Origin of the sequence: Pseudomonas sp. GD03862, from assembly GCF_029840855.1 — a bacterium.
GTDB classification, from domain to species: domain Bacteria; phylum Pseudomonadota; class Gammaproteobacteria; order Pseudomonadales; family Pseudomonadaceae; genus Aquipseudomonas; species Aquipseudomonas alloputida.
The window spans coordinates 51,327-70,111 of the sequence record NZ_JAOCDI010000016.1 but is presented as its reverse complement, the minus strand read 5'-3'; the positions used below and the strand labels follow the sequence as shown (position 1 = coordinate 70,111).

Below are 18,785 nucleotides of genomic sequence, written 5' to 3'. Positions count from 1 at the left end.
CCGCTCCCACAGGATAGGCGCCGGGCTTGAATCTGGTGCCATTCCTGTGGGAGCGGGCTTGCCCGCGAAGAGGCCGGAACAGGCTGAAGAGTCGTTACTCTTCCTTGCCCTTGTTCCGCACAGCCCGCTGCAGCTCGCGGTTGGAATCGCGTTCGCGCATGGTGTCGCGCTTGTCGAATTCCTTCTTGCCCTTGCCCAGTGCGATTTCGCACTTGATCAGGTGCTTGCTCCAGTACAGCGCCAAAGCCACACAGGTGTAGCCTTTTTGCGCCACAGCCGCTTCCACGCGCTCGAGCTCGCGCTTGTTCAGCAGCAGCTTGCGGGTGCGTGTAGGGTCGGCGATGACGTGGGTGCTGGCCGTGGTCAGCGGGGTGATGTGGCTGCCGAACAGCCAGGCCTCACCGTCCTTGAGCAGCACGTAGCTGTCAGTCAGGTGCGCCTTGCCGGCTCGCAGGCTTTTTACTTCCCAGCCGGACAGGACCAGCCCGGCCTCGAACTTGTGTTCGATGAAGTAATCGTGTCGCGCTTTCTTGTTTTGCGCGATGGTCCCGGTCGGATGTTTTTTTTGCTTAGCCATAGGGGCGGCATTATAGGCAAGTCCGCGCGTCATCCGCTATGGGATTTCGGTGTGCTTGAGCCACTGGAATGAATACCGGACAATACAAACCCTGTCATACGCACAGAACCTGTTTTCGGCACGCTGCGAAGCGCCGCCACCCAGCCTTGGAAGTGACGCCTGGATGACTACCCATATTCAACGCTCCGCCCTGCTGCCATACCCCGCCCAGGCGCTTTACGATCTGGTCAACGATGTGGCCAGCTACCCTGAATTTTTGCCGTGGTGCTCGGCCTCGACGGTGATCGAAACCAGCGATACACACATGCGTGCCAAGCTCGAAGTGGCCAAGGGGGGCATGAGCCAGCACTTCGTGACGCGTAACGTGCTGGTGCCGGGGCAGTCCATCGAGATGAACCTCGAAGAAGGGCCGTTCACCCAGCTGCATGGTGTTTGGGTGTTCAAGGCGCTGGGTGAAAAAGCCTGCAAGATCAGCCTGGACCTGTCCTTCGATTACGCTGGGCCGATTGTGCGCGCCACGTTGGGCCCGCTGTTCAATCAGGCGGCCAACACACTGGTCGATGCGTTCTGCCAGCGTGCCAAGCAATTGAATGCCTGACGGATAAGGCACAAACAAAAAGCCCGGACCAGGTCCGGGCTTTTTTGCATCTGCTGTTCCCGCTTAGCGGGTTTCCAGCGGTGCCGGGGTCGGGACCGGGGTGGTCTCGATGGTGTCGATCTCGCGCTGGATGGACTCTTCGGTCGAACCAGGCTTGGCCGGTTTTTCTTCAGGTTGCGCTGCCGGCTGCTCGGTCTGGCCTGGCTCGGTGGCCGGGCTGACGGTGGTATCGCTGCTGCCGCCGAGGATTTCCTGATCGCGGCTTACGCCTGGCATGAAGTCGCCAGACAGGCTGACCAGTTGATCGCTTTCGTTGAAAAATACACTCATGCGTTCCTGCTGGCGCTTACCGCCACCAGGCTGCAGGCTGTACAGGTAATCCCAACGATTGGTGTTGAAGGTGTCCTGAATAAGCGGGTTGCCCATGATAAACCTTACTTGCCGGCGGGTCATTCCCGGGCGTAATTGGTCTATCATGTCTTGCGTGACGACATTGCCCTGCTGGATGTCGATTTTGTAAACCCCGGGAAACGAGCAACCGGCGAGTGCGAGCAGTCCCACTAGGGTGAGGCTGGTTAGCAAGAGCTTGGTGTTTTGCATCGGTGGGCGACTTCCACTATCTTGGCTGGACAACGTAAACCCCGATCATACCCGTATTAAGAGAAGCTGCGAAGCAGCATCGGCGAGAAAGCTGACCATGGTTGAAAATAGCGAATTGCGCAAAGCCGGTCTCAAGGTGACCCTGCCTCGAGTCAAGATCCTTCAGATGCTCGACTCTACCGAGCAGCGTCACATGAGTGCAGAGGATGTCTACAAGGCGCTGATGGAGGCTGGCGAGGATGTAGGCCTGGCCACCGTCTATCGCGTGCTGACCCAGTTCGAGGCGGCGGGTCTGGTGGTTCGCCACAACTTCGACGGCGGTCATGCAGTATTCGAACTGGCCGATGGCGGTCACCACGACCACATGGTGAACGTGGATACCAGTGAAGTCATCGAATTCATGGATGCCGAAATCGAGAAGCGCCAGCGCGAAATCGTGGCCGAGCATGGCTTCGAGCTGGTGGACCACAATCTGGTCCTGTACGTGCGTAAGAAGAAGTAACGATTTTTCGTTATGGATAGCAAAGGCGACCTTCGGGTCGCCTTTGTGCTTTCTGGGGCTAAAAGATTTGTTGTCCGTGCCGGCCTCTTCGCGGGCGCGCCCGCTCCCACAGGTACACCTCAGGTTTCAGATCCTGTGATCACCCTGTGGGAGCGGGCGTGCCCGCGAATCGTCCTGGAAAAGCAAGGCTCAGGCCTTGCCGCTCACCACCATCTTGCGCGCATGCGCCAAAGATTCCTTGGTCAGGTCGATCCCGCCGAGCATCCGCGCCACTTCTTCCACGCGCTCACGCTTGCCAAGGCTAGCCACGGCGGTGTGGGTAGTGTCGCTGTTGCGCACCTTGTGCACGAACAAATGGTGATGCCCCTGCGCCGCCACCTGCGGCAGGTGGGTCACGGTCAGTACCTGGCCGCGTTCGCCCAGGCGCCGCAGCAGTTGGCCGACGATTTCTGCCGTTGGCCCGCCAATGCCCACGTCGACTTCGTCGAACACCAGGGTAGGAATGCGCGAGGTTTGCGCGGTAATGACCTGGATCGCCAGGCTGATACGCGACAGTTCGCCACCCGACGCCACCTTCGCCAGGGCCTTGAGCGGCTGGCCAGGGTTGGCACTGACCAGCAGTTCGATCTGCTCCAGGCCATGGGGTGACAGTTCGGCGCCTTCGTTCTCTGTCAGTTCGATGCAGAAGCGCCCGCCAGGCATGCCCAGGCGCTGGATTTCCTGCTCCACCGCGCCTGCCAGCTGCTGCGCTGCTTGCTGGCGCAGGCCGCTGAGTTCGCGTGCCTTCTCTTTATAGTGCTGGGCGTAGGCGGCAAGCTCTTCGCCCAGCCGCTCGATCGACTCGTCACTGGCGTTAAGGCCTTCCAGCTCCTCCATCAGTTGCTGTTGCAGGTGGGGCAGTTCGGTGGGGTGCACCCGGTGTTTGCGCGCCAGGGTGTAGATGGTGTCCAGGCGCTCTTCCAGGGCTTGCAGGCGCATCGGGTCGGCGTCGAAGTTGTCGAGGAAGCGGTTGAGTTCGCCCACGGCTTCCTCGACCTGAATCTGCGCGCTGGCGATCAGGTTGGCCGCTTCGCTCAGCGCCTTGGGCGAGTTGGTGGCGGCACCCAGGCGGTTGAGGCTGGAGGTGAGGGCGCTGAGCACATTGCCCGAATCACTCTCGCTGCACTGGTCGATGACCTGGCGGCAGATGCCGAACAGGGCTTCGGCGCTGGTCAGGTTCTTGTGTTCCTGTTCCAGCTGCTCCAGTTCGTGCTCGCCCAGGCCGAGGTTGTCCAGTTCTTCCAGCTGGTAACTGAGCAACTGGTGGCGGGCGCGCTGCTCGTCGCCCGAGTTGGACAGGCGCTCCAGCTCCAGGCGGGTCTGGTTCCAGCGCTTGGCTGCAAGCTGTACCTGGCGGGCCAGGTCGACGGCGCCGGCATACTCGTCAAGCAGGCGGCGGTGGGTGTCGGTCTTGAGCAGGGACTGGTGCTCGTGCTGGCTGTGGATATCGATCAGCAGTTCGCCCAGCGCCTTGAGGTCGCCGAGCGGGCAGGGCGTGCCGTTGATGTAGCCGCGGCTGCGGCCTTCGGCGGTAATCACCCGGCGCAAGATGCACAGGCCTTCGTTGTCCAGGTCGCGCTCGGCCAGCCAGGCGTGCGCTTCGGGAATGTCCACCAGGTCGAAGGTGGCCAGTATGTCCGCCTTGTCGGTGCCGGGGCGCACCACGCCGCTGTCGGCACGGTCGCCCAGGGCAAGGCCGAGGGCGTCGAGCATGATCGATTTGCCGGCGCCGGTCTCGCCAGTGATGACGGACATGCCACGGGCGATTTCGAGGTCGAGGTGCTCGACGATGGCGTAGTTGTGAATGGACAGGTGCACCAGCATGGGGTCGGCTCCCGGAAATCAGGTCTGGTTATTTATACAGTACTTTTTTCGGGCCTGCCAATGCCCCTTCGCAGATTCTGTTGCAGCCTTGAAAACCACCTTGCCCCTTGAACCTGGTTTTTCCGGCCCCATATAGCCGACATCCAAGGCGAGCCTGGCTCGCAGTCCACAAAATTGCGCAGGAGAGACCCCATGGCTGATGAGCAGCTGAACGAGAAAGACCTTAACGTGGAAGAAACCGGTGCAGGCAATGCAGCTGATACCCGTGTTCTGGAGCTCGAGGAACAGCTGGCCGCAGCCAAGGACCAGGCGCTGCGCGCCGTTGCCGACCTGCAGAACGTACGCCGTCGTGCCGAGCAGGATGTGGAGAAAGCCCACAAGTTCGCCCTGGAGAAGTTCTCCAGCGACTTGCTGCCGGTGATCGACAGCCTGGAACTGGCCCTGGCTCACTCCAGTGCCGACGATGAGCACGTCAAGCAGATCCGCGAGGGTGTCGAACTGACCCTGAAGATGTTCCAGGACACCCTCAAGCGCTACAACCTTGAAGCCGTTGACCCGCACGGCCAGCCGTTCAACCCTGAGCACCACCAGGCCATGGCCATGCAGGAAAACGCCGAGGTCGAGCCAAACAGCGTGTTGAACGTGTTCCAGAAGGGTTACCTGCTGAACGGCCGCCTGCTGCGCCCCGCCATGGTGGTGGTCAGCAAAGCGCCGAGCGCGGCGCAACCCTCGATCAATGAAAAGGCTTGAAATCCTTCGGGGCATCCCCATCTAGGTGTCAAGCCTTCAAGTATTACCGCAGTTGGCCAAAGTAGTCGCTGCTACCAAATTCAAGTTTCGGGAGAGTTAACATGGGTAAAATCATCGGTATCGACCTGGGGACCACCAACTCGTGCGTCTCCATTCTGGAAAACGGTAACGTCAAAGTCATCGAAAACGCCGAAGGTGCGCGTACTACCCCTTCGATCGTGGCCTACGCCAACGATGGCGAAATCCTGGTTGGCCAGTCGGCCAAGCGCCAGGCGGTCACCAACCCGCACAACACCCTGTTCGCAGTGAAGCGCCTGATTGGCCGCCGCTTCGAAGAAGATGTCGTGCAGAAAGACATCAAGCTGGTGCCGTACAAGATCGTCAAGGCGAACAACGGTGACGCCTGGGTCGAGGCTGCTGGCAAGGAAATGGCTCCGCCGCAGATCAGCGCCGAAGTCCTGAAGAAAATGAAAAAGACCGCCGAAGACTACCTCGGCGAGCCAGTCACCGAAGCGGTCATCACCGTTCCGGCCTACTTCAACGACAGCCAGCGTCAGGCGACCAAAGACGCCGGCCGCATCGCTGGCCTGGACGTAAAACGCATCATCAACGAGCCGACTGCCGCTGCACTGGCTTACGGTATGGACAAGGCCAAGGGCGACCACACCGTCATCGTTTATGACCTGGGTGGTGGTACCTTCGACGTTTCGGTCATCGAAATCGCCGAAGTCGACGGTGAGCACCAGTTCGAAGTACTGGCTACCAACGGCGACACCTTCCTGGGTGGCGAAGACTTCGACATGCGCCTGATCGACTACCTTGTCGACGAGTTCAAGAAAGAGTCGGGCATGGACCTGAAGAACGATCCTCTGGCCCTGCAGCGTCTGAAAGAAGCCGCAGAAAAAGCCAAGATCGAGCTGTCGTCCGCTCAGTCGACCGACGTCAACCTGCCGTACATCACTGCAGATGCCACCGGTCCTAAGCACCTGAACGTGAAGATCTCCCGCGCCAAGCTGGAGTCGCTGGTCGAAGACCTGGTCAAGCGTACTATCGAGCCTTGCCGCATCGCCCTGAAAGACGCCGGCATCGACGCCAGCAAGATCGACGACGTGATCCTGGTCGGTGGTCAGACCCGCATGCCGCTGGTGCAGAAAGAAGTGGCCGACTTCTTCGGTAAAGAAGCGCGCAAGGACGTCAACCCGGACGAAGCGGTTGCCATGGGTGCTGCCATCCAGGGTGCGGTACTGGCCGGTGACGTGAAAGACGTACTGCTGCTGGACGTCAGCCCGCTGACCCTGGGTATCGAAACCATGGGCGGCGTGATGACCGCGCTGATCGAGAAGAACACCACCATCCCGACCAAGAAGTCGCAGGTGTTCTCGACTGCCGACGACAACCAGAGCGCCGTGACCATTCACGTGCTGCAAGGTGAGCGTAAGCAGGCTGCGCAGAACAAGTCGCTGGGCAAGTTCGACCTGGCTGACATTCCGCCAGCACCGCGCGGCGTGCCGCAAATCGAAGTGACCTTCGACATCGACGCCAACGGCATCCTGCACGTAGGTGCGAAAGACAAGGCCACCGGCAAGACTCAGTCGATCGTGATCAAGGCCAACTCCGGCCTGTCGGACGAAGAGATCGAGCGCATGGTGCGTGACGCCGAGGCCAACGCCGAGGAAGACCGCAAGTTCGAAGAGCTGGCTGCTGCCCGTAACCAGGGTGACGCGCTGGTACACTCGACCCGCAAGATGGTCGCTGATGCAGGTGACAAGGTTACCGCTGAAGAGAAAACCGCCATCGAGGCCGCCGTTGTTGCCCTGGAAGCCGCTGTCAAAGGCGACGACAAGGCTGCCATCGACGCCAAGGTTGAAGAGCTGTCCAAGGTCTCTGCCCCGGTTGCCCAGAAGATGTACGCCGAGCAGTCGGCTGAACAACCTCAGGGTGGCGCGCAGCAGGCCGAGCCGGAAGCCAAGCACGATGACGTGGTTGACGCCGAGTTCGAAGAAGTGAAAGACAACAACAAGCAGTAATCCCTGCATGTTGTCGGCCGGTTCACCGTCGTTTGCCGGTGAGCTGGTAGGATGTCGCCGCGCGGGGGCTTGCTCCCGCGTTGGCGTATCTGGAATTCGAGAATTTTTACAGCATCTGTCAGTGGCTCTTAATGGGTAGCAGGCGGGTGCTGATGGCGTGGCGCAGATGCCACACGCCCAACAAGGTGCAAATGACCTATGTCCAAGCGTGATTATTATGAGGTCCTGGGTGTCGAGCGCGGCGCCACTGAAGCGGACCTCAAGAAGGCTTACCGCCGTTTGGCGATGAAATATCACCCGGACCGCAACCCGGGCGATAAAGAATCGGAAGACAAGTTCAAGGAGGCCAACGAGGCCTACGAAGTGCTGTCAGACGCGAGCAAGCGTGCGGCCTTCGACCAGTATGGCCATGCAGGTGTCGACCCAAGCATGGGTGGCGGTGGTGCCGGCTTTGGTGGTGCCAACTTCTCCGACATCTTCGGCGATGTGTTCAGCGACTTCTTCGGCGGCGGTGGTCGCGGTGGTGGTCGAGGCGGTGCCCAGCGCGGCAGCGACCTGCGCTACACCCTGGAGCTGAACCTGGAAGAAGCGGTGCGTGGCACCACGGTCAGTATCCGCGTGCCCACCCTGGTCAACTGCCAGCCTTGCGACGGTTCCGGTGCCAAGAAGGGTTCGACCCCGTCGACCTGCCCGACCTGTGGCGGCATCGGCCAGGTGCGCATGCAGCAAGGCTTCTTCTCGGTGCAGCAGACCTGCCCGCGCTGCCATGGCCAAGGCAAGATCATTACCGACCCGTGCACTTCGTGCCATGGTGAAGGGCGTGTCGAGGAATACAAGACGCTGTCGGTCAAGGTGCCGGCAGGTGTCGATACCGGCGACCGCATTCGTCTGTCGGGTGAGGGCGAGGCCGGTACTCATGGTGGCCCGACTGGCGACCTGTACGTGGTGATCAGCGTGCGTGAGCACGAGATTTTCCAGCGCGATGGCAAGCATTTGTACTGTGAGGTACCGATCAGCTACACCGATGCTGCCCTGGGTGGCGAGCTGGAAGTGCCGACCCTGGATGGTCGCGTGAAGCTGAAGATTCCGGAAGGCACCCAGACCGGTAAGCAGTTCCGTCTGCGTGGCAAGGGTGTTGCCCCGGTGCGTGGTGGTGGTGCGGGTGACCTGCTGTGCCGTGTGGCCGTAGAAACCCCGGTCAATCTCAGTCGCCGTCAGCGCGAGCTGCTCGAAGAGCTGCGTGATTCGCTGGAAGGTGACAGTTCCCACTCGCCCAAGGCCAGCGGCTGGTTCGATGGTGTGAAGCGCTTCTTCGGCGATCTCTGACAAGGAACAGGTTATGCGACGTATTGCAGTGATGGGCGCGGCGGGTCGGATGGGCAAAACCCTCATCGAAGCCGTGCAACAAACCCCGGGCGCGGGGCTGACTGCGGCGATCGATCGCCCTGACAGCTCGTTGGTCGGGGCTGATGCCGGAGAGCTGGCGGCACTTGGCCGAATTGGCGTGCTGTTGTCCGACGACCTGGCCAAGGTTGCCGACGAGTTCGATGTGCTGATCGATTTCACTCATCCCTCGGTGACCCTGAAAAACCTCGCGTTCTGCCGCAAGCATGGCAAGGCGATGATCATCGGCACGACCGGTTTTACAGTCGAAGAGAAGCAGTTGTTGGCTGAGGCTGGCAAGGACATTCCAATCGTGTTCGCCGCCAACTTCAGCGTGGGTGTCAACCTTAGCCTCAAGCTGCTGGATATGGCTGCGCGGGTGCTGGGCGATGATGTCGATATCGAAATCATCGAGGCGCACCACCGGCACAAGGTCGATGCGCCGTCGGGTACTGCACTGCGCATGGGTGAAGTGGTTGCCAATGCGCTGGGCCGTGATCTGCAGGAAGTGGCCGTGTATGGCCGTGAAGGGCAAACCGGCGCGCGTGATCGCAAAACCATCGGTTTCGCCACCGTGCGTGCCGGCGATGTGGTGGGCGATCACACCGTGTTGTTCGCTGCTGAAGGCGAGCGCCTGGAAATCACCCACAAGGCCTCCAGCCGCATGACCTTCGCCAAGGGTGCCGTGCGTGCGGCGCTGTGGCTGGACGGGCGTGAGCCGGGGCTGTACGACATGCAGGATGTGCTTGAGCTGCGTTAAGCCGTGAGTGTGGTGTGGGCTTCTTCGCGGGCTTGCCCGCTCCCACAGGTACAGCGTTGCTCTTGGGCTGGTGCGCTCCCTGGGGGAGCGCGCCAGCCCGCGTAGAAGCCAACACAGATGTCAGTCTGTCGCATTGATGTGTTTTAGAGACACATCCGCGGTAGACCGAAAACACACTTTTCTGTAAGCTACAGCTTTAGTGTGTCCACTAAAAGCGCGCAGCGAATTGAATTCAGCACATGAAAGCGGGGTGACGTGTCCATACGTCACTCCGCTTTTTTGCAACCTGCGATCGCCCTTTCATGCTTGATTTACGGGAGGTCTTCTTGACAAAGCCAGCCATACTCGCCCTTGCCGACGGCAGTATTTTCCGCGGTGAAGCCATCGGTGCCGACGGTCAGACCGTTGGTGAGGTGGTATTCAACACCGCTATGACCGGCTACCAGGAAATCCTTACAGACCCTTCCTACGCGCAGCAAATCGTTACCCTGACCTACCCGCACATCGGCAACACCGGTACTACCCCGGAAGACGCCGAGTCGAACCGCGTCTGGTCCGCAGGCCTGGTCATCCGTGACCTGCCGCTGCTGGCCAGCAACTGGCGTAACACCCAGTCGCTGCCTGAGTACCTCAAGGCCAACAACGTCGTCGCCATCGCCGGCATCGACACCCGTCGCCTGACCCGTATCCTGCGTGAAAAGGGCGCCCAGAACGGCTGCATTCTGGCGGGTGACAACATCAGCGAAGAAGCTGCCATCGCTGCTGCCCGCGGCTTCCCGGGCCTGAAGGGCATGGACCTGGCCAAGGTCGTCTCCACCAAGGAACGTTACGAGTGGCGCTCCAGTGTGTGGGAGCTGAAAACCGACAGCCACCCGACCATCGACGCTGCCGACCTGCCGTACCACGTGGTTGCCTTCGACTATGGCGTCAAGCTGAACATCCTGCGCATGCTGGTGGCCCGCGGCTGCCGCGTGACCGTGGTACCAGCCCAGACCCCGGCCAGCGAAGTGCTGGCACTCAACCCGGACGGCGTGTTCCTGTCCAACGGCCCTGGTGACCCCGAACCGTGCGACTACGCGATCCAGGCGATCAAGGAAATCCTCGAAACCGAGATTCCGGTATTCGGCATCTGCCTCGGCCACCAGCTGCTGGCCCTGGCTTCCGGCGCCAAGACCGTGAAAATGGGCCACGGCCACCACGGTGCCAACCACCCGGTCCAGGACCTGGATACCGGTGTGGTCATGATCACCAGCCAGAACCACGGCTTCGCCGTTGACGAGGCGACCCTGCCGGGTAACGTTCGCGCCATTCACAAGTCGCTGTTCGACGGCACCCTGCAGGGTATCGAGCGTACCGACAAGAGCGCGTTCAGCTTCCAGGGCCACCCTGAAGCGAGCCCGGGCCCGACCGACGTCGCGCCTCTGTTCGATCGTTTCACCGATGCCATGGCCAAGCGCCGCTGAGCATCCTGCTTCAAGGCCCCGGGCCGGCACACGCCGCGCCCGGCAGCGCCTGACCCAGATTGTTCAAAGCGGCTTGCCGACTGACCCCGGATTTGAGTGACCACCATGCCAAAACGTACAGACATCAAAAGCATCCTGATTCTCGGCGCTGGCCCGATCGTGATCGGCCAGGCCTGCGAATTCGACTACTCCGGCGCCCAGGCCTGTAAAGCCCTGCGCGAGGAAGGTTTCCGCGTCATCCTGGTGAACTCCAACCCAGCCACCATCATGACCGACCCGGCCATGGCCGACGCCACCTACATCGAGCCGATCAAGTGGCAATCGGTGGCCAAGATCATCGAGAAAGAGCGCCCGGACGCCGTGCTGCCGACCATGGGTGGCCAGACCGCCCTGAACTGCGCCCTGGACCTGGAGCGCCACGGCGTTCTGGAGAAGTTCGGCGTGGAGATGATCGGTGCCAACGCTGACACCATCGACAAGGCCGAAGACCGTTCGCGCTTCGACAAGGCCATGAAGGACATCGGCCTGGAGTGCCCGCGCTCCGGTATCGCCCACAGCATGGAAGAGGCCAATGCGGTCCTCGAGAAGCTCGGCTTCCCATGCATCATTCGCCCGTCGTTCACCATGGGCGGCACCGGCGGCGGTATCGCTTACAACCGTGAAGAGTTCGAAGAAATCTGCACCCGTGGTCTGGACCTGTCGCCGACCAAAGAGCTGCTGATCGACGAATCGCTGATCGGCTGGAAGGAATACGAGATGGAGGTGGTCCGCGACAAGAAGGACAACTGCATCATCGTCTGCTCGATCGAAAACTTCGACCCGATGGGTGTGCACACCGGTGACTCGATCACTGTTGCCCCGGCACAGACCCTGACCGACAAGGAATACCAGATCATGCGCAACGCCTCGCTGGCGGTGCTGCGTGAAATCGGTGTGGAAACCGGCGGTTCCAACGTCCAGTTCGGCATTTGCCCGAACACCGGCCGCATGGTCGTCATCGAGATGAACCCGCGCGTGTCGCGTTCGTCCGCCCTGGCCTCCAAGGCCACCGGCTTCCCGATCGCCAAGATCGCCGCCAAGCTGGCCATTGGTTACACCCTCGACGAGCTGCAGAACGACATCACTGGCGGTCGCACCCCGGCGTCCTTCGAGCCGTCGATCGACTACGTCGTCACCAAGCTGCCACGCTTCGCCTTCGAGAAATTCCCGAAAGCCGACGCCCGCCTGACCACCCAGATGAAATCCGTCGGTGAAGTCATGGCCATCGGCCGTACTTTCCAGGAGTCCCTGCAGAAAGCCCTGCGCGGCCTGGAAGTCGGCGCCTGCGGCCTCGACCCGAAAGTCGACCTGGCCAGCCCGGAAGCCGCCAGCATCCTCAAGCGCGAACTGACCGTGCCGGGTGCCGAGCGTATCTGGTATGTGGCTGACGCCATGCGTTCGGGTATGACCTGCGAAGAAATCTTCAATCTGACCGGCATCGACATGTGGTTCCTGGTGCAGATGGAAGACCTGATCAAGGAAGAAGAGAAGGTCAAGACCTTGGCCCTGTCGGCAATCGACAAGGACTACATGCTGCGCCTCAAGCGCAAGGGCTTCTCGGACCAGCGCCTGGCAGTACTGCTGGGTATCACCGACAAGAACCTGCGTCGCCACCGCCACAAGCTGGAAGTGTTCCCGGTGTACAAGCGCGTCGACACCTGCGCCGCCGAGTTCGCCACCGACACCGCCTACCTGTACTCCACCTACGAGGAAGAGTGCGAGGCCAATCCGTCGACCCGCGACAAGATCATGATCCTGGGTGGCGGCCCGAACCGTATCGGCCAAGGTATCGAGTTCGACTACTGCTGCGTACACGCCGCCCTGGCGCTGCGTGAAGACGGTTACGAGACCATCATGGTCAACTGCAACCCGGAAACCGTCTCCACCGACTACGACACTTCCGACCGCCTGTACTTCGAGCCGTTGACCCTGGAAGACGTGCTGGAAGTCTGCCGCGTCGAGAAGCCGAAGGGCGTGATCGTTCACTACGGCGGCCAGACCCCGCTGAAGCTGGCCCGCGCTCTGGAAGAAGCTGGCGTGCCGATCATCGGTACCAGCCCTGACGCCATCGACCGCGCCGAAGACCGTGAGCGCTTCCAGCAGATGGTTCAGCGCCTGAGCCTGCTGCAGCCGCCAAACGCCACTGTGCGCAGCGAAGAAGAAGCCATCCGTGCTGCCGGCAGCATTGGCTACCCGCTGGTCGTGCGTCCGTCCTACGTGCTGGGCGGCCGTGCCATGGAGATCGTCTACGAGCTGGACGAGCTCAAGCGCTACCTGCGTGAAGCGGTACAAGTGTCGAACGACAGCCCGGTACTGCTCGACCACTTCCTCAACTGCGCCATCGAGATGGACGTGGATGCGGTGTGCGACGGCACCGACGTGGTCATCGGCGCGATCATGCAGCACATCGAGCAGGCCGGCGTACACTCCGGCGACTCGGCGTGCTCGCTGCCACCTTACTCGCTGAGCAAGGAAGTGCAGGACGAAGTCCGCGTTCAGGTCAAGAAAATGGCGCTGGAGCTGGGCGTAGTCGGCCTGATGAACGTGCAGCTGGCCCTGCAGGGCGACAAGATCTACGTGATCGAAGTCAACCCGCGTGCCTCGCGTACCGTACCGTTCGTGTCCAAGTGCATCGGCACGTCCCTGGCGATGATCGCAGCCCGTGTCATGGCGGGTAAAACCCTGAAAGAGCTGGGCTTCACCCAGGAAATCATCCCGAACTTCTACAGCGTGAAGGAAGCCGTCTTCCCGTTCGCCAAGTTCCCAGGGGTTGACCCGATCCTCGGCCCTGAGATGAAATCGACCGGTGAAGTCATGGGTGTCGGTGACAGCTTCGGTGAAGCCTTCGCCAAAGCCCAGATGGGGGCCAGCGAAGTGCTGCCGACTGGCGGTACCGCGTTCATCAGCGTGCGCGACGACGACAAGCCACAAGTGGCCGGCGTTGCCCGCGACCTGATCGCCCTGGGCTTCGAAGTGGTTGCCACTGCCGGCACCGCCAAGGTTATCGAGGCGGCTGGCCTGAAAGTGCGCCGTGTGAACAAAGTGACCGAAGGTCGCCCTCACGTGGTCGACATGATCAAGAACGACGAAGTGTCGCTGATCATCAACACCACCGAAGGTCGCCAGTCGATCGCCGACTCCTACTCGATTCGTCGCAATGCGCTGCAGCACAAGATTTACTGCACCACTACCATTGCGGCTGGTGAAGCCATCTGCGAAGCGCTGAAATTCGGTCCCGAAAAGACCGTTCGTCGCTTGCAGGATCTGCATGCAGGACTGAAAGCATGAGCATTACCAAATACCCGATGACCGTCCAGGGCGCTCGCGCCCTGGAAGAAGAGCACCTGTTCCTGAGCAAGACCGAGCGCCCGCGCCTGAGTCAGGCCATTGGTGAAGCGCGTGAGCTGGGTGACCTCAAGGAAAACGCCGAATACCATGCCGCCCGTGAGGAGCAGGGCATGGTCGAAGCGCGTATCCGTGATATCGAAGGCCGTCTGCAGAATTCGGTGGTCATCGATGTGACCACCATCCCTCACACCGGCAAGGTGATTTTCGGTACCACCGTGGTACTGGCCAACACCGAAACCGATGAAGAGGTGACCTACCAGATCGTTGGCGAGGATGAAGCTGACGTGAAGCAGGGCAAGCTGTCGAGCGGCGCACCCATTGCCCGTGCCATCATCGGCAAGGAAGAAGGTGATACTGTCGTCGTCAAGACGCCTAGTGGCACGGTCGAGTACGAGATTGTCGAAGTCAAGCACATCTGACCGACGCCTGCGGGCGCCATCCCTCGAGGGGATCCTCTGGCAACTGGCCCAGGTTTTCTGGGTCGGTGGCCTGTGGGTGTTCCATGTCGGGCTGGTGCCTGCGCTCAAGGTCAGTGGCCTGGCCCCGCTGCTGGTACAGGATATCGCCGGGCAGATCGACCGCTGGTTGATCGGCGTGGCGTTGCTTGGCTTGTTGACCCAGCTGGCAGTGCTGGCGAGGGTGGACGGCCTGGCGGCCTGGTGGCGGCAGTTCCGCGGCCAGATGCTGTTGCTCGGCTTCGGTGCCTGCGTGGGGTATTACACCTTGCGCTACGGTATTTCCGTGGGCGAGCGCTGGCAGATGTTCTGCTTCCTGGTGCTGGGCTTTTCCGGCATCGTGCTGGTGGCCCAGCCGGTACCGGTCAGGGCGCGTTCACCGCGCCACTGATCGGAGCTACCGTTACTTGTAACGGTGGATGTTGGACAGCTGCTTGTTCGGCTGTGGGTTCTTGCGGTAGATCAGGGCTTTCTTGCCGATGGTCTGCACCAGCTCGGCACGGCCGGCCTTGCACAGCTCGGCGATGGTCTCGGCGCGTTCTTCGCGGTCTTCCGAGCGAATTTCGACCTTGATCAGCTCATGGTCGACCAGAGCGCGCTCCAATTCGGCGATCACGCCTTCATTCAAACCGTTGCCAGCAACGATCAGGACCGGCTTCAGGTCATGACCAATGGACTTGTATTGCTTCTTCTGCTCGTTATTGAGCGGCATAATCTGACCCTTTCCGTCTGATTCTGTAAAATTGACCGGCATTTTACCCGAGGGCCACCGGCTCCGCCCAGTCAATCACGACGCATATCATCGAGGTGCCCCGTGGTACAACGTTCCAAAAGCAGCGCAAACTGGCTGCGAGAGCATTTCAACGACCCTTTTGTGAAGCAGGCGCAGAAGGATGGGTATCGCTCGCGTGCGAGCTACAAACTGCTGGAGATCCAGGAGAAGGACCGCCTGATCCGCCCAGGCATGAGCGTGATCGACCTCGGCGCGGCCCCTGGTGGCTGGTCTCAGGTGACCAGTCGTCTGATTGGTGGCCAGGGTCGCCTGATCGCTTCCGACATTCTGGAAATGGACTCGATCGCCGACGTGACCTTCATTCAGGGTGACTTCACCCACGACGAAGTGCTGCAGCGCATTCTCGAAGCGGTGGGCGATTCGCATGTAGACCTTGTGATTTCCGACATGGCCCCCAATATGAGTGGTACGCCCGCGGTGGACATTCCGCGTGCCATGTTCCTCTGCGAGCTGGCCCTCGATCTGGCGACCCGCGTACTCAAGCCCGGGGGCGACTTCCTGATCAAGATTTTCCAGGGCGAAGGTTTTGACGTGTACCTGAAGGACGTGCGCAGCAAGTTCGACAAGGTGCAAATGCGCAAGCCATCGTCGTCACGGGACCGTTCCCGCGAGCAATACCTGTTGGGCAGGGGCTTCAAAGGGTAATGAAAGGTGTGAAGCGGGGTGGTCGATAGTTAATTCCAATCGGCCACTGCGTCAGGATCGTCCGAACTTCGTGTAGTCTAGCTTTCACAAAGGGTTACAGACGGTGCCTGCGGCTGCGTAGGTAATGTAGTAAGTTAGGGCGATGAATATCATGCGAGGCACGGCTGCGTCGTGCGCCGGCCTCAGAGGGTAGCTAATTGAACGACATGGCAAAGAATCTGATCCTGTGGTTGATCATCGCAGCTGTCCTGGTGACAGTGATGAACAACTTCTCCAGCCCTAACGAGCCGCAGACCCTCAACTACTCCGACTTCATCCAGCAGGTCAAGGATGGCAAGGTCGAGCGTGTGACCGTCGATGGCTACATCATTACTGGCAAGCGCACCGATGGCGACAACTTCAAGACTGTGCGCCCGGCCATCACCGACAATGGTCTGATCGGCGATCTGGTCGACAACCACGTGGTCGTCGAAGGCAAGCAGCCTGAGCAACAGAGCATCTGGACGCAGTTGCTGGTGGCGAGCTTCCCGATCCTGGTGATCATTGCCGTGTTCATGTTCTTCATGCGCCAGATGCAAGGGGGCGCGGGCGGCAAGGGCGGGCCGATGAGCTTCGGCAAGAGCAAGGCGCGCCTGCTGTCCGAAGACCAGGTCAAGACCACGCTGGCTGACGTTGCGGGCTGCGACGAGGCCAAGGAAGAGGTTGGCGAGCTGGTCGAGTTCCTGCGCGATCCGGGCAAGTTCCAGCGCCTGGGTGGCCGTATCCCGCGCGGTGTGCTGATGGTCGGCCCACCCGGTACCGGTAAGACCCTGCTGGCCAAGGCTATCGCGGGCGAGGCGAAAGTACCGTTCTTCACCATTTCCGGTTCGGACTTCGTGGAAATGTTCGTGGGTGTCGGTGCCAGCCGTGTGCGCGACATGTTCGAGCAGGCCAAGAAGCACGCCCCGTGCATCATCTTCATCGACGAAATCGACGCCGTTGGTCGCCATCGTGGCGCCGGCATGGGCGGCGGTCACGACGAGCGTGAGCAAACCCTCAACCAGTTGCTGGTGGAGATGGACGGCTTCGAGATGAACGATGGCATCATCGTCATCGCCGCCACCAACCGTCCGGATGTGCTCGACCCTGCGCTGCTGCGCCCCGGCCGCTTCGACCGCCAGGTGGTGGTTGGCCTGCCGGACATTCGTGGTCGTGAGCAGATCCTCAAGGTGCACATGCGCAAGGTGCCGATCGGCGAGAACGTCAACCCGGCGGTCATCGCGCGGGGTACCCCAGGCTTCTCCGGCGCCGACCTGGCCAACCTGGTCAACGAGGCTTCGCTGTTTGCCGCGCGTTCCAACAAGCGCCTGGTCGAAATGAAAGAGTTCGAGCTGGCCAAGGACAAGATCATGATGGGCGCTGAGCGCAAGACCATGGTCATGTCCGAAAAGGAAAAGAGAAACACGGCCTATCACGAGGCTGGCCACGCCATTGTCGGTCGCCTGGTGCCTGAGCACGACCCGGTCTACAAGGTTTCGATCATCCCGCGTGGTCGTGCCTTGGGTGTGACCATGTTCCTGCCGGAAGAAGACCGCTACAGCCTCTCCAAGCGTGCGCTGATCAGCCAGATCTGCTCGCTGTATGGCGGCCGTATCGCCGAGGAGATGACCTTGGGCTTCGATGGCGTGACCACCGGCGCGTCCAACGACATCATGCGCGCCAGCCAGCTCGCTCGTAACATGGTGACCAAATGGGGCCTGTCCGAGAAGCTCGGCCCGCTGATGTATGCAGAGGAAGAGGGCGAGGTGTTCCTCGGCCGCAGTGCCGGTAGCCAGCATGCCAGCGTGTCCGGCGAGACTGCCAAATTGATCGACTCCGAGGTGCGCAGCATCATCGATCAGTGCTATGCCACTGCCAAGCAGTTGCTGATCGACAACCGCGACAAGCTCGAGGCGATGACCGAAGCGCTGATGAAGTACGAGACCATCGATGCCGATCAGATTGACGACATCATGGCTGGGCGCACACCACGTGAGCCACGTGATTGGGACGATGACAAGCACTCGGGCACGCCTGCGGCCCAGGATGAGCGTCCGGAATCGCCAATCGGCGGCCCAGCGGCTGAACACTAAGGGCATCTATGAGCTCAGTGCAGTACCCCACCCGGTTGCCTTGCGGCAGCCGGGTTCTTGATTTGTCGCATACCCATGTCATGGGTATTCTCAATATCACCCCCGATTCCTTCTCCGATGGCGGTCGCTTCAGTCAGCGCGACGAGGCCCTGCGCCACGCCGAAGCGATGGTTGCCGCCGGCGCAACGCTGATCGATATCGGTGGCGAGTCCACGCGCCCGGGTGCGCGTGCAGTCTCGGTGACCGAGGAGCTGGAGCGTGTGGCGCCAATGGTCGAGGCCATCAACAGTCGCCTCGACGTGGTCATTTCGGTCGATACCTCCACGCCTGCTGTCATGCGTGAAGCCGCGCGCCTGGGGGCCGGGCTGATCAACGACGTACGGGCCCTGGAGCGCGATGGCGCCCTGGACGCTGCGGCGGATACCGGTCTGCCGGTGTGCCTCATGCACATGCGTGGCGAGCCAGGCAACATGCAGGACGATCCGCAGTACCAGGACGTGACCGCCGACGTCACCCGTTATCTTGAACAGCGGATGGCCGCCTGCGCAGCAGCGGGCATCGACGCTGATAGAATCATCCTTGACCCAGGCTTCGGTTTCGCCAAGACACTGGCGCACAATCTGAGCCTGTTCAAGCACATGGAAGCGCTCTATCGCCTTGGGCGCCCACTGCTGGTGGGCGTTTCACGAAAGAGCATGATCGGCCTGACGCTGGAACGTCCGGTCGGCGAGCGCTTGTACGGCAGCCTTGCGCTGGCGGCGTTGGCCATGACCAAAGGGGCGAGCATCCTTCGGGTACATGACGTGGCCGAAACCGTTGATGTGGTACGCATGATCGCTGCGGTGCAAAACGCCGAATAAGAACATTGGAG

At 61.0% G+C, this 18,785-nt stretch carries 17 protein-coding genes; 13 read left to right on the top strand and 4 right to left on the bottom strand.

What is annotated here, in order from left to right; all coding sequences use genetic code 11:
* Window positions 1-94: 94 nt before the first annotated feature.
* Window positions 95-577, bottom strand: a complete 483-nt coding sequence (smpB, locus tag N5D53_RS12935; protein ID WP_003249914.1) for an SsrA-binding protein SmpB — start codon at window positions 575-577, stop codon at window positions 95-97.
* Between the two features lie 163 nt (window positions 578-740).
* Between smpB and N5D53_RS12930 the strand changes: the two genes are divergently transcribed.
* Complete coding sequence (locus tag N5D53_RS12930; protein ID WP_014592414.1) at window positions 741-1,175, top strand: type II toxin-antitoxin system RatA family toxin; 435 nt, start codon at window positions 741-743, stop codon at window positions 1,173-1,175.
* 63 nt (window positions 1,176-1,238) lie between these two features.
* On the opposite strand, the gene bamE is transcribed toward N5D53_RS12930, so the two are convergent.
* Window positions 1,239-1,775: an outer membrane protein assembly factor BamE gene (gene bamE, locus N5D53_RS12925; protein ID WP_010955369.1), complete on the bottom strand. Its 537-nt coding sequence runs from the start codon at window positions 1,773-1,775 to the stop codon at window positions 1,239-1,241.
* Window positions 1,776-1,872: 97 nt separating this feature from the next.
* Here bamE and fur point away from each other — a divergent pair, with 97 nt between their 5' ends.
* Window positions 1,873-2,277 (top strand): ferric iron uptake transcriptional regulator, encoded by a 405-nt coding sequence (gene fur / locus N5D53_RS12920; protein WP_003249922.1) that lies wholly within the window; start codon window positions 1,873-1,875, stop codon window positions 2,275-2,277.
* Window positions 2,278-2,466: 189 nt separating this feature from the next.
* Here fur and recN read toward each other — a convergent pair whose 3' ends face one another.
* Window positions 2,467-4,140 (bottom strand): DNA repair protein RecN, encoded by a 1,674-nt coding sequence (gene recN, locus N5D53_RS12915; protein ID WP_190869972.1) that lies wholly within the window; start codon window positions 4,138-4,140, stop codon window positions 2,467-2,469.
* Between the two features lie 192 nt (window positions 4,141-4,332).
* On the opposite strand from recN, the gene grpE reads away from it, so the two are divergent.
* The 8 genes from grpE (at window position 4,333) to N5D53_RS12875 (ending at window position 14,756) form a co-directional block, all read left to right on the top strand.
* Window positions 4,333-4,890 carry a nucleotide exchange factor GrpE gene (gene grpE / locus N5D53_RS12910; RefSeq protein ID WP_010955367.1) on the top strand — a complete coding sequence of 186 codons (558 nt, stop codon included), beginning with the start codon at window positions 4,333-4,335 and terminating at the stop codon, window positions 4,888-4,890.
* 101 nt (window positions 4,891-4,991) lie between these two features.
* On the top strand, window positions 4,992-6,917 hold the full coding sequence (gene dnaK, locus N5D53_RS12905) for a molecular chaperone DnaK (protein ID WP_010955366.1): 1,926 nt from the start codon (window positions 4,992-4,994) through the stop codon (window positions 6,915-6,917).
* Window positions 6,918-7,115: 198 nt separating this feature from the next.
* Window positions 7,116-8,243, top strand: a complete 1,128-nt coding sequence (gene dnaJ / locus N5D53_RS12900; protein ID WP_010955365.1) for a molecular chaperone DnaJ — start codon at window positions 7,116-7,118, stop codon at window positions 8,241-8,243.
* A gap of 13 nt (window positions 8,244-8,256) precedes the next feature.
* Entirely contained in the window at window positions 8,257-9,060 is an 804-nt protein-coding gene (dapB, locus tag N5D53_RS12895) for a 4-hydroxy-tetrahydrodipicolinate reductase (RefSeq protein WP_003249933.1), read from the top strand.
* A gap of 326 nt (window positions 9,061-9,386) precedes the next feature.
* The gene (carA, locus tag N5D53_RS12890) at window positions 9,387-10,523 is read left to right on the top strand and encodes a glutamine-hydrolyzing carbamoyl-phosphate synthase small subunit (protein ID WP_003249935.1); all 1,137 of its coding nucleotides are present in this window, start codon (window positions 9,387-9,389) and stop codon (window positions 10,521-10,523) included.
* Between the two features lie 105 nt (window positions 10,524-10,628).
* The gene (carB, locus tag N5D53_RS12885; protein WP_010955363.1) at window positions 10,629-13,850 is read left to right on the top strand and encodes a carbamoyl-phosphate synthase large subunit; all 3,222 of its coding nucleotides are present in this window, start codon (window positions 10,629-10,631) and stop codon (window positions 13,848-13,850) included.
* Complete coding sequence (greA, locus tag N5D53_RS12880; RefSeq protein WP_003249939.1) at window positions 13,847-14,329, top strand: transcription elongation factor GreA; 483 nt, start codon at window positions 13,847-13,849, stop codon at window positions 14,327-14,329. The genes carB and greA overlap by 4 nt, the downstream gene beginning before the upstream one ends.
* Window positions 14,307-14,756 (top strand): hypothetical protein, encoded by a 450-nt coding sequence (locus tag N5D53_RS12875; RefSeq protein WP_012053750.1) that lies wholly within the window; start codon window positions 14,307-14,309, stop codon window positions 14,754-14,756. The genes greA and N5D53_RS12875 overlap by 23 nt, the downstream gene beginning before the upstream one ends.
* 12 nt (window positions 14,757-14,768) lie before the next feature.
* On the opposite strand, the gene yhbY is transcribed toward N5D53_RS12875, so the two are convergent.
* Window positions 14,769-15,077 carry a ribosome assembly RNA-binding protein YhbY gene (yhbY, locus tag N5D53_RS12870; RefSeq protein WP_003249945.1) on the bottom strand — a complete coding sequence of 103 codons (309 nt, stop codon included), beginning with the start codon at window positions 15,075-15,077 and terminating at the stop codon, window positions 14,769-14,771.
* Between the two features lie 102 nt (window positions 15,078-15,179).
* On the opposite strand from yhbY, the gene rlmE reads away from it, so the two are divergent.
* From rlmE to folP, 3 genes are all read left to right on the top strand, one after another.
* A complete protein-coding gene (gene rlmE, locus N5D53_RS12865; protein ID WP_003249947.1) occupies window positions 15,180-15,803 on the top strand; it encodes a 23S rRNA (uridine(2552)-2'-O)-methyltransferase RlmE in 624 nt (207 codons plus the stop codon).
* A 206-nt stretch (window positions 15,804-16,009) separates the two neighbouring features.
* A complete protein-coding gene (gene ftsH, locus N5D53_RS12860) occupies window positions 16,010-17,914 on the top strand; it encodes an ATP-dependent zinc metalloprotease FtsH (RefSeq protein ID WP_012053749.1) in 1,905 nt (634 codons plus the stop codon).
* A gap of 8 nt (window positions 17,915-17,922) precedes the next feature.
* A complete protein-coding gene (folP, locus tag N5D53_RS12855; RefSeq protein ID WP_010955359.1) occupies window positions 17,923-18,774 on the top strand; it encodes a dihydropteroate synthase in 852 nt (283 codons plus the stop codon).
* The last annotated feature ends 11 nt before the right edge of the window (window positions 18,775-18,785 follow it).

What these genes read in the sequence shown, in the direction of transcription:
- smpB (WP_003249914.1), bottom strand. Translation starts at nt 577, where the DNA reads ATGGCTAAGCAAAAAAAACATCCGACCGGGACCATCGCGCAAAACAAG.
- N5D53_RS12930 (WP_014592414.1), top strand. Translation starts at nt 741, where the DNA reads ATGACTACCCATATTCAACGCTCCGCCCTGCTGCCATACCCCGCCCAG.
- bamE (WP_010955369.1), bottom strand. Translation starts at nt 1,775, where the DNA reads ATGCAAAACACCAAGCTCTTGCTAACCAGCCTCACCCTAGTGGGACTG.
- fur (WP_003249922.1), top strand. Translation starts at nt 1,873, where the DNA reads ATGGTTGAAAATAGCGAATTGCGCAAAGCCGGTCTCAAGGTGACCCTG.
- recN (WP_190869972.1), bottom strand. Translation starts at nt 4,140, where the DNA reads ATGCTGGTGCACCTGTCCATTCACAACTACGCCATCGTCGAGCACCTC.
- grpE (WP_010955367.1), top strand. Translation starts at nt 4,333, where the DNA reads ATGGCTGATGAGCAGCTGAACGAGAAAGACCTTAACGTGGAAGAAACC.
- dnaK (WP_010955366.1), top strand. Translation starts at nt 4,992, where the DNA reads ATGGGTAAAATCATCGGTATCGACCTGGGGACCACCAACTCGTGCGTC.
- dnaJ (WP_010955365.1), top strand. Translation starts at nt 7,116, where the DNA reads ATGTCCAAGCGTGATTATTATGAGGTCCTGGGTGTCGAGCGCGGCGCC.
- dapB (WP_003249933.1), top strand. Translation starts at nt 8,257, where the DNA reads ATGCGACGTATTGCAGTGATGGGCGCGGCGGGTCGGATGGGCAAAACC.
- carB (WP_010955363.1), top strand. Translation starts at nt 10,629, where the DNA reads ATGCCAAAACGTACAGACATCAAAAGCATCCTGATTCTCGGCGCTGGC.
- greA (WP_003249939.1), top strand. Translation starts at nt 13,847, where the DNA reads ATGAGCATTACCAAATACCCGATGACCGTCCAGGGCGCTCGCGCCCTG.
- yhbY (WP_003249945.1), bottom strand. Translation starts at nt 15,077, where the DNA reads ATGCCGCTCAATAACGAGCAGAAGAAGCAATACAAGTCCATTGGTCAT.
- ftsH (WP_012053749.1), top strand. Translation starts at nt 16,010, where the DNA reads ATGGCAAAGAATCTGATCCTGTGGTTGATCATCGCAGCTGTCCTGGTG.
- folP (WP_010955359.1), top strand. Translation starts at nt 17,923, where the DNA reads ATGAGCTCAGTGCAGTACCCCACCCGGTTGCCTTGCGGCAGCCGGGTT.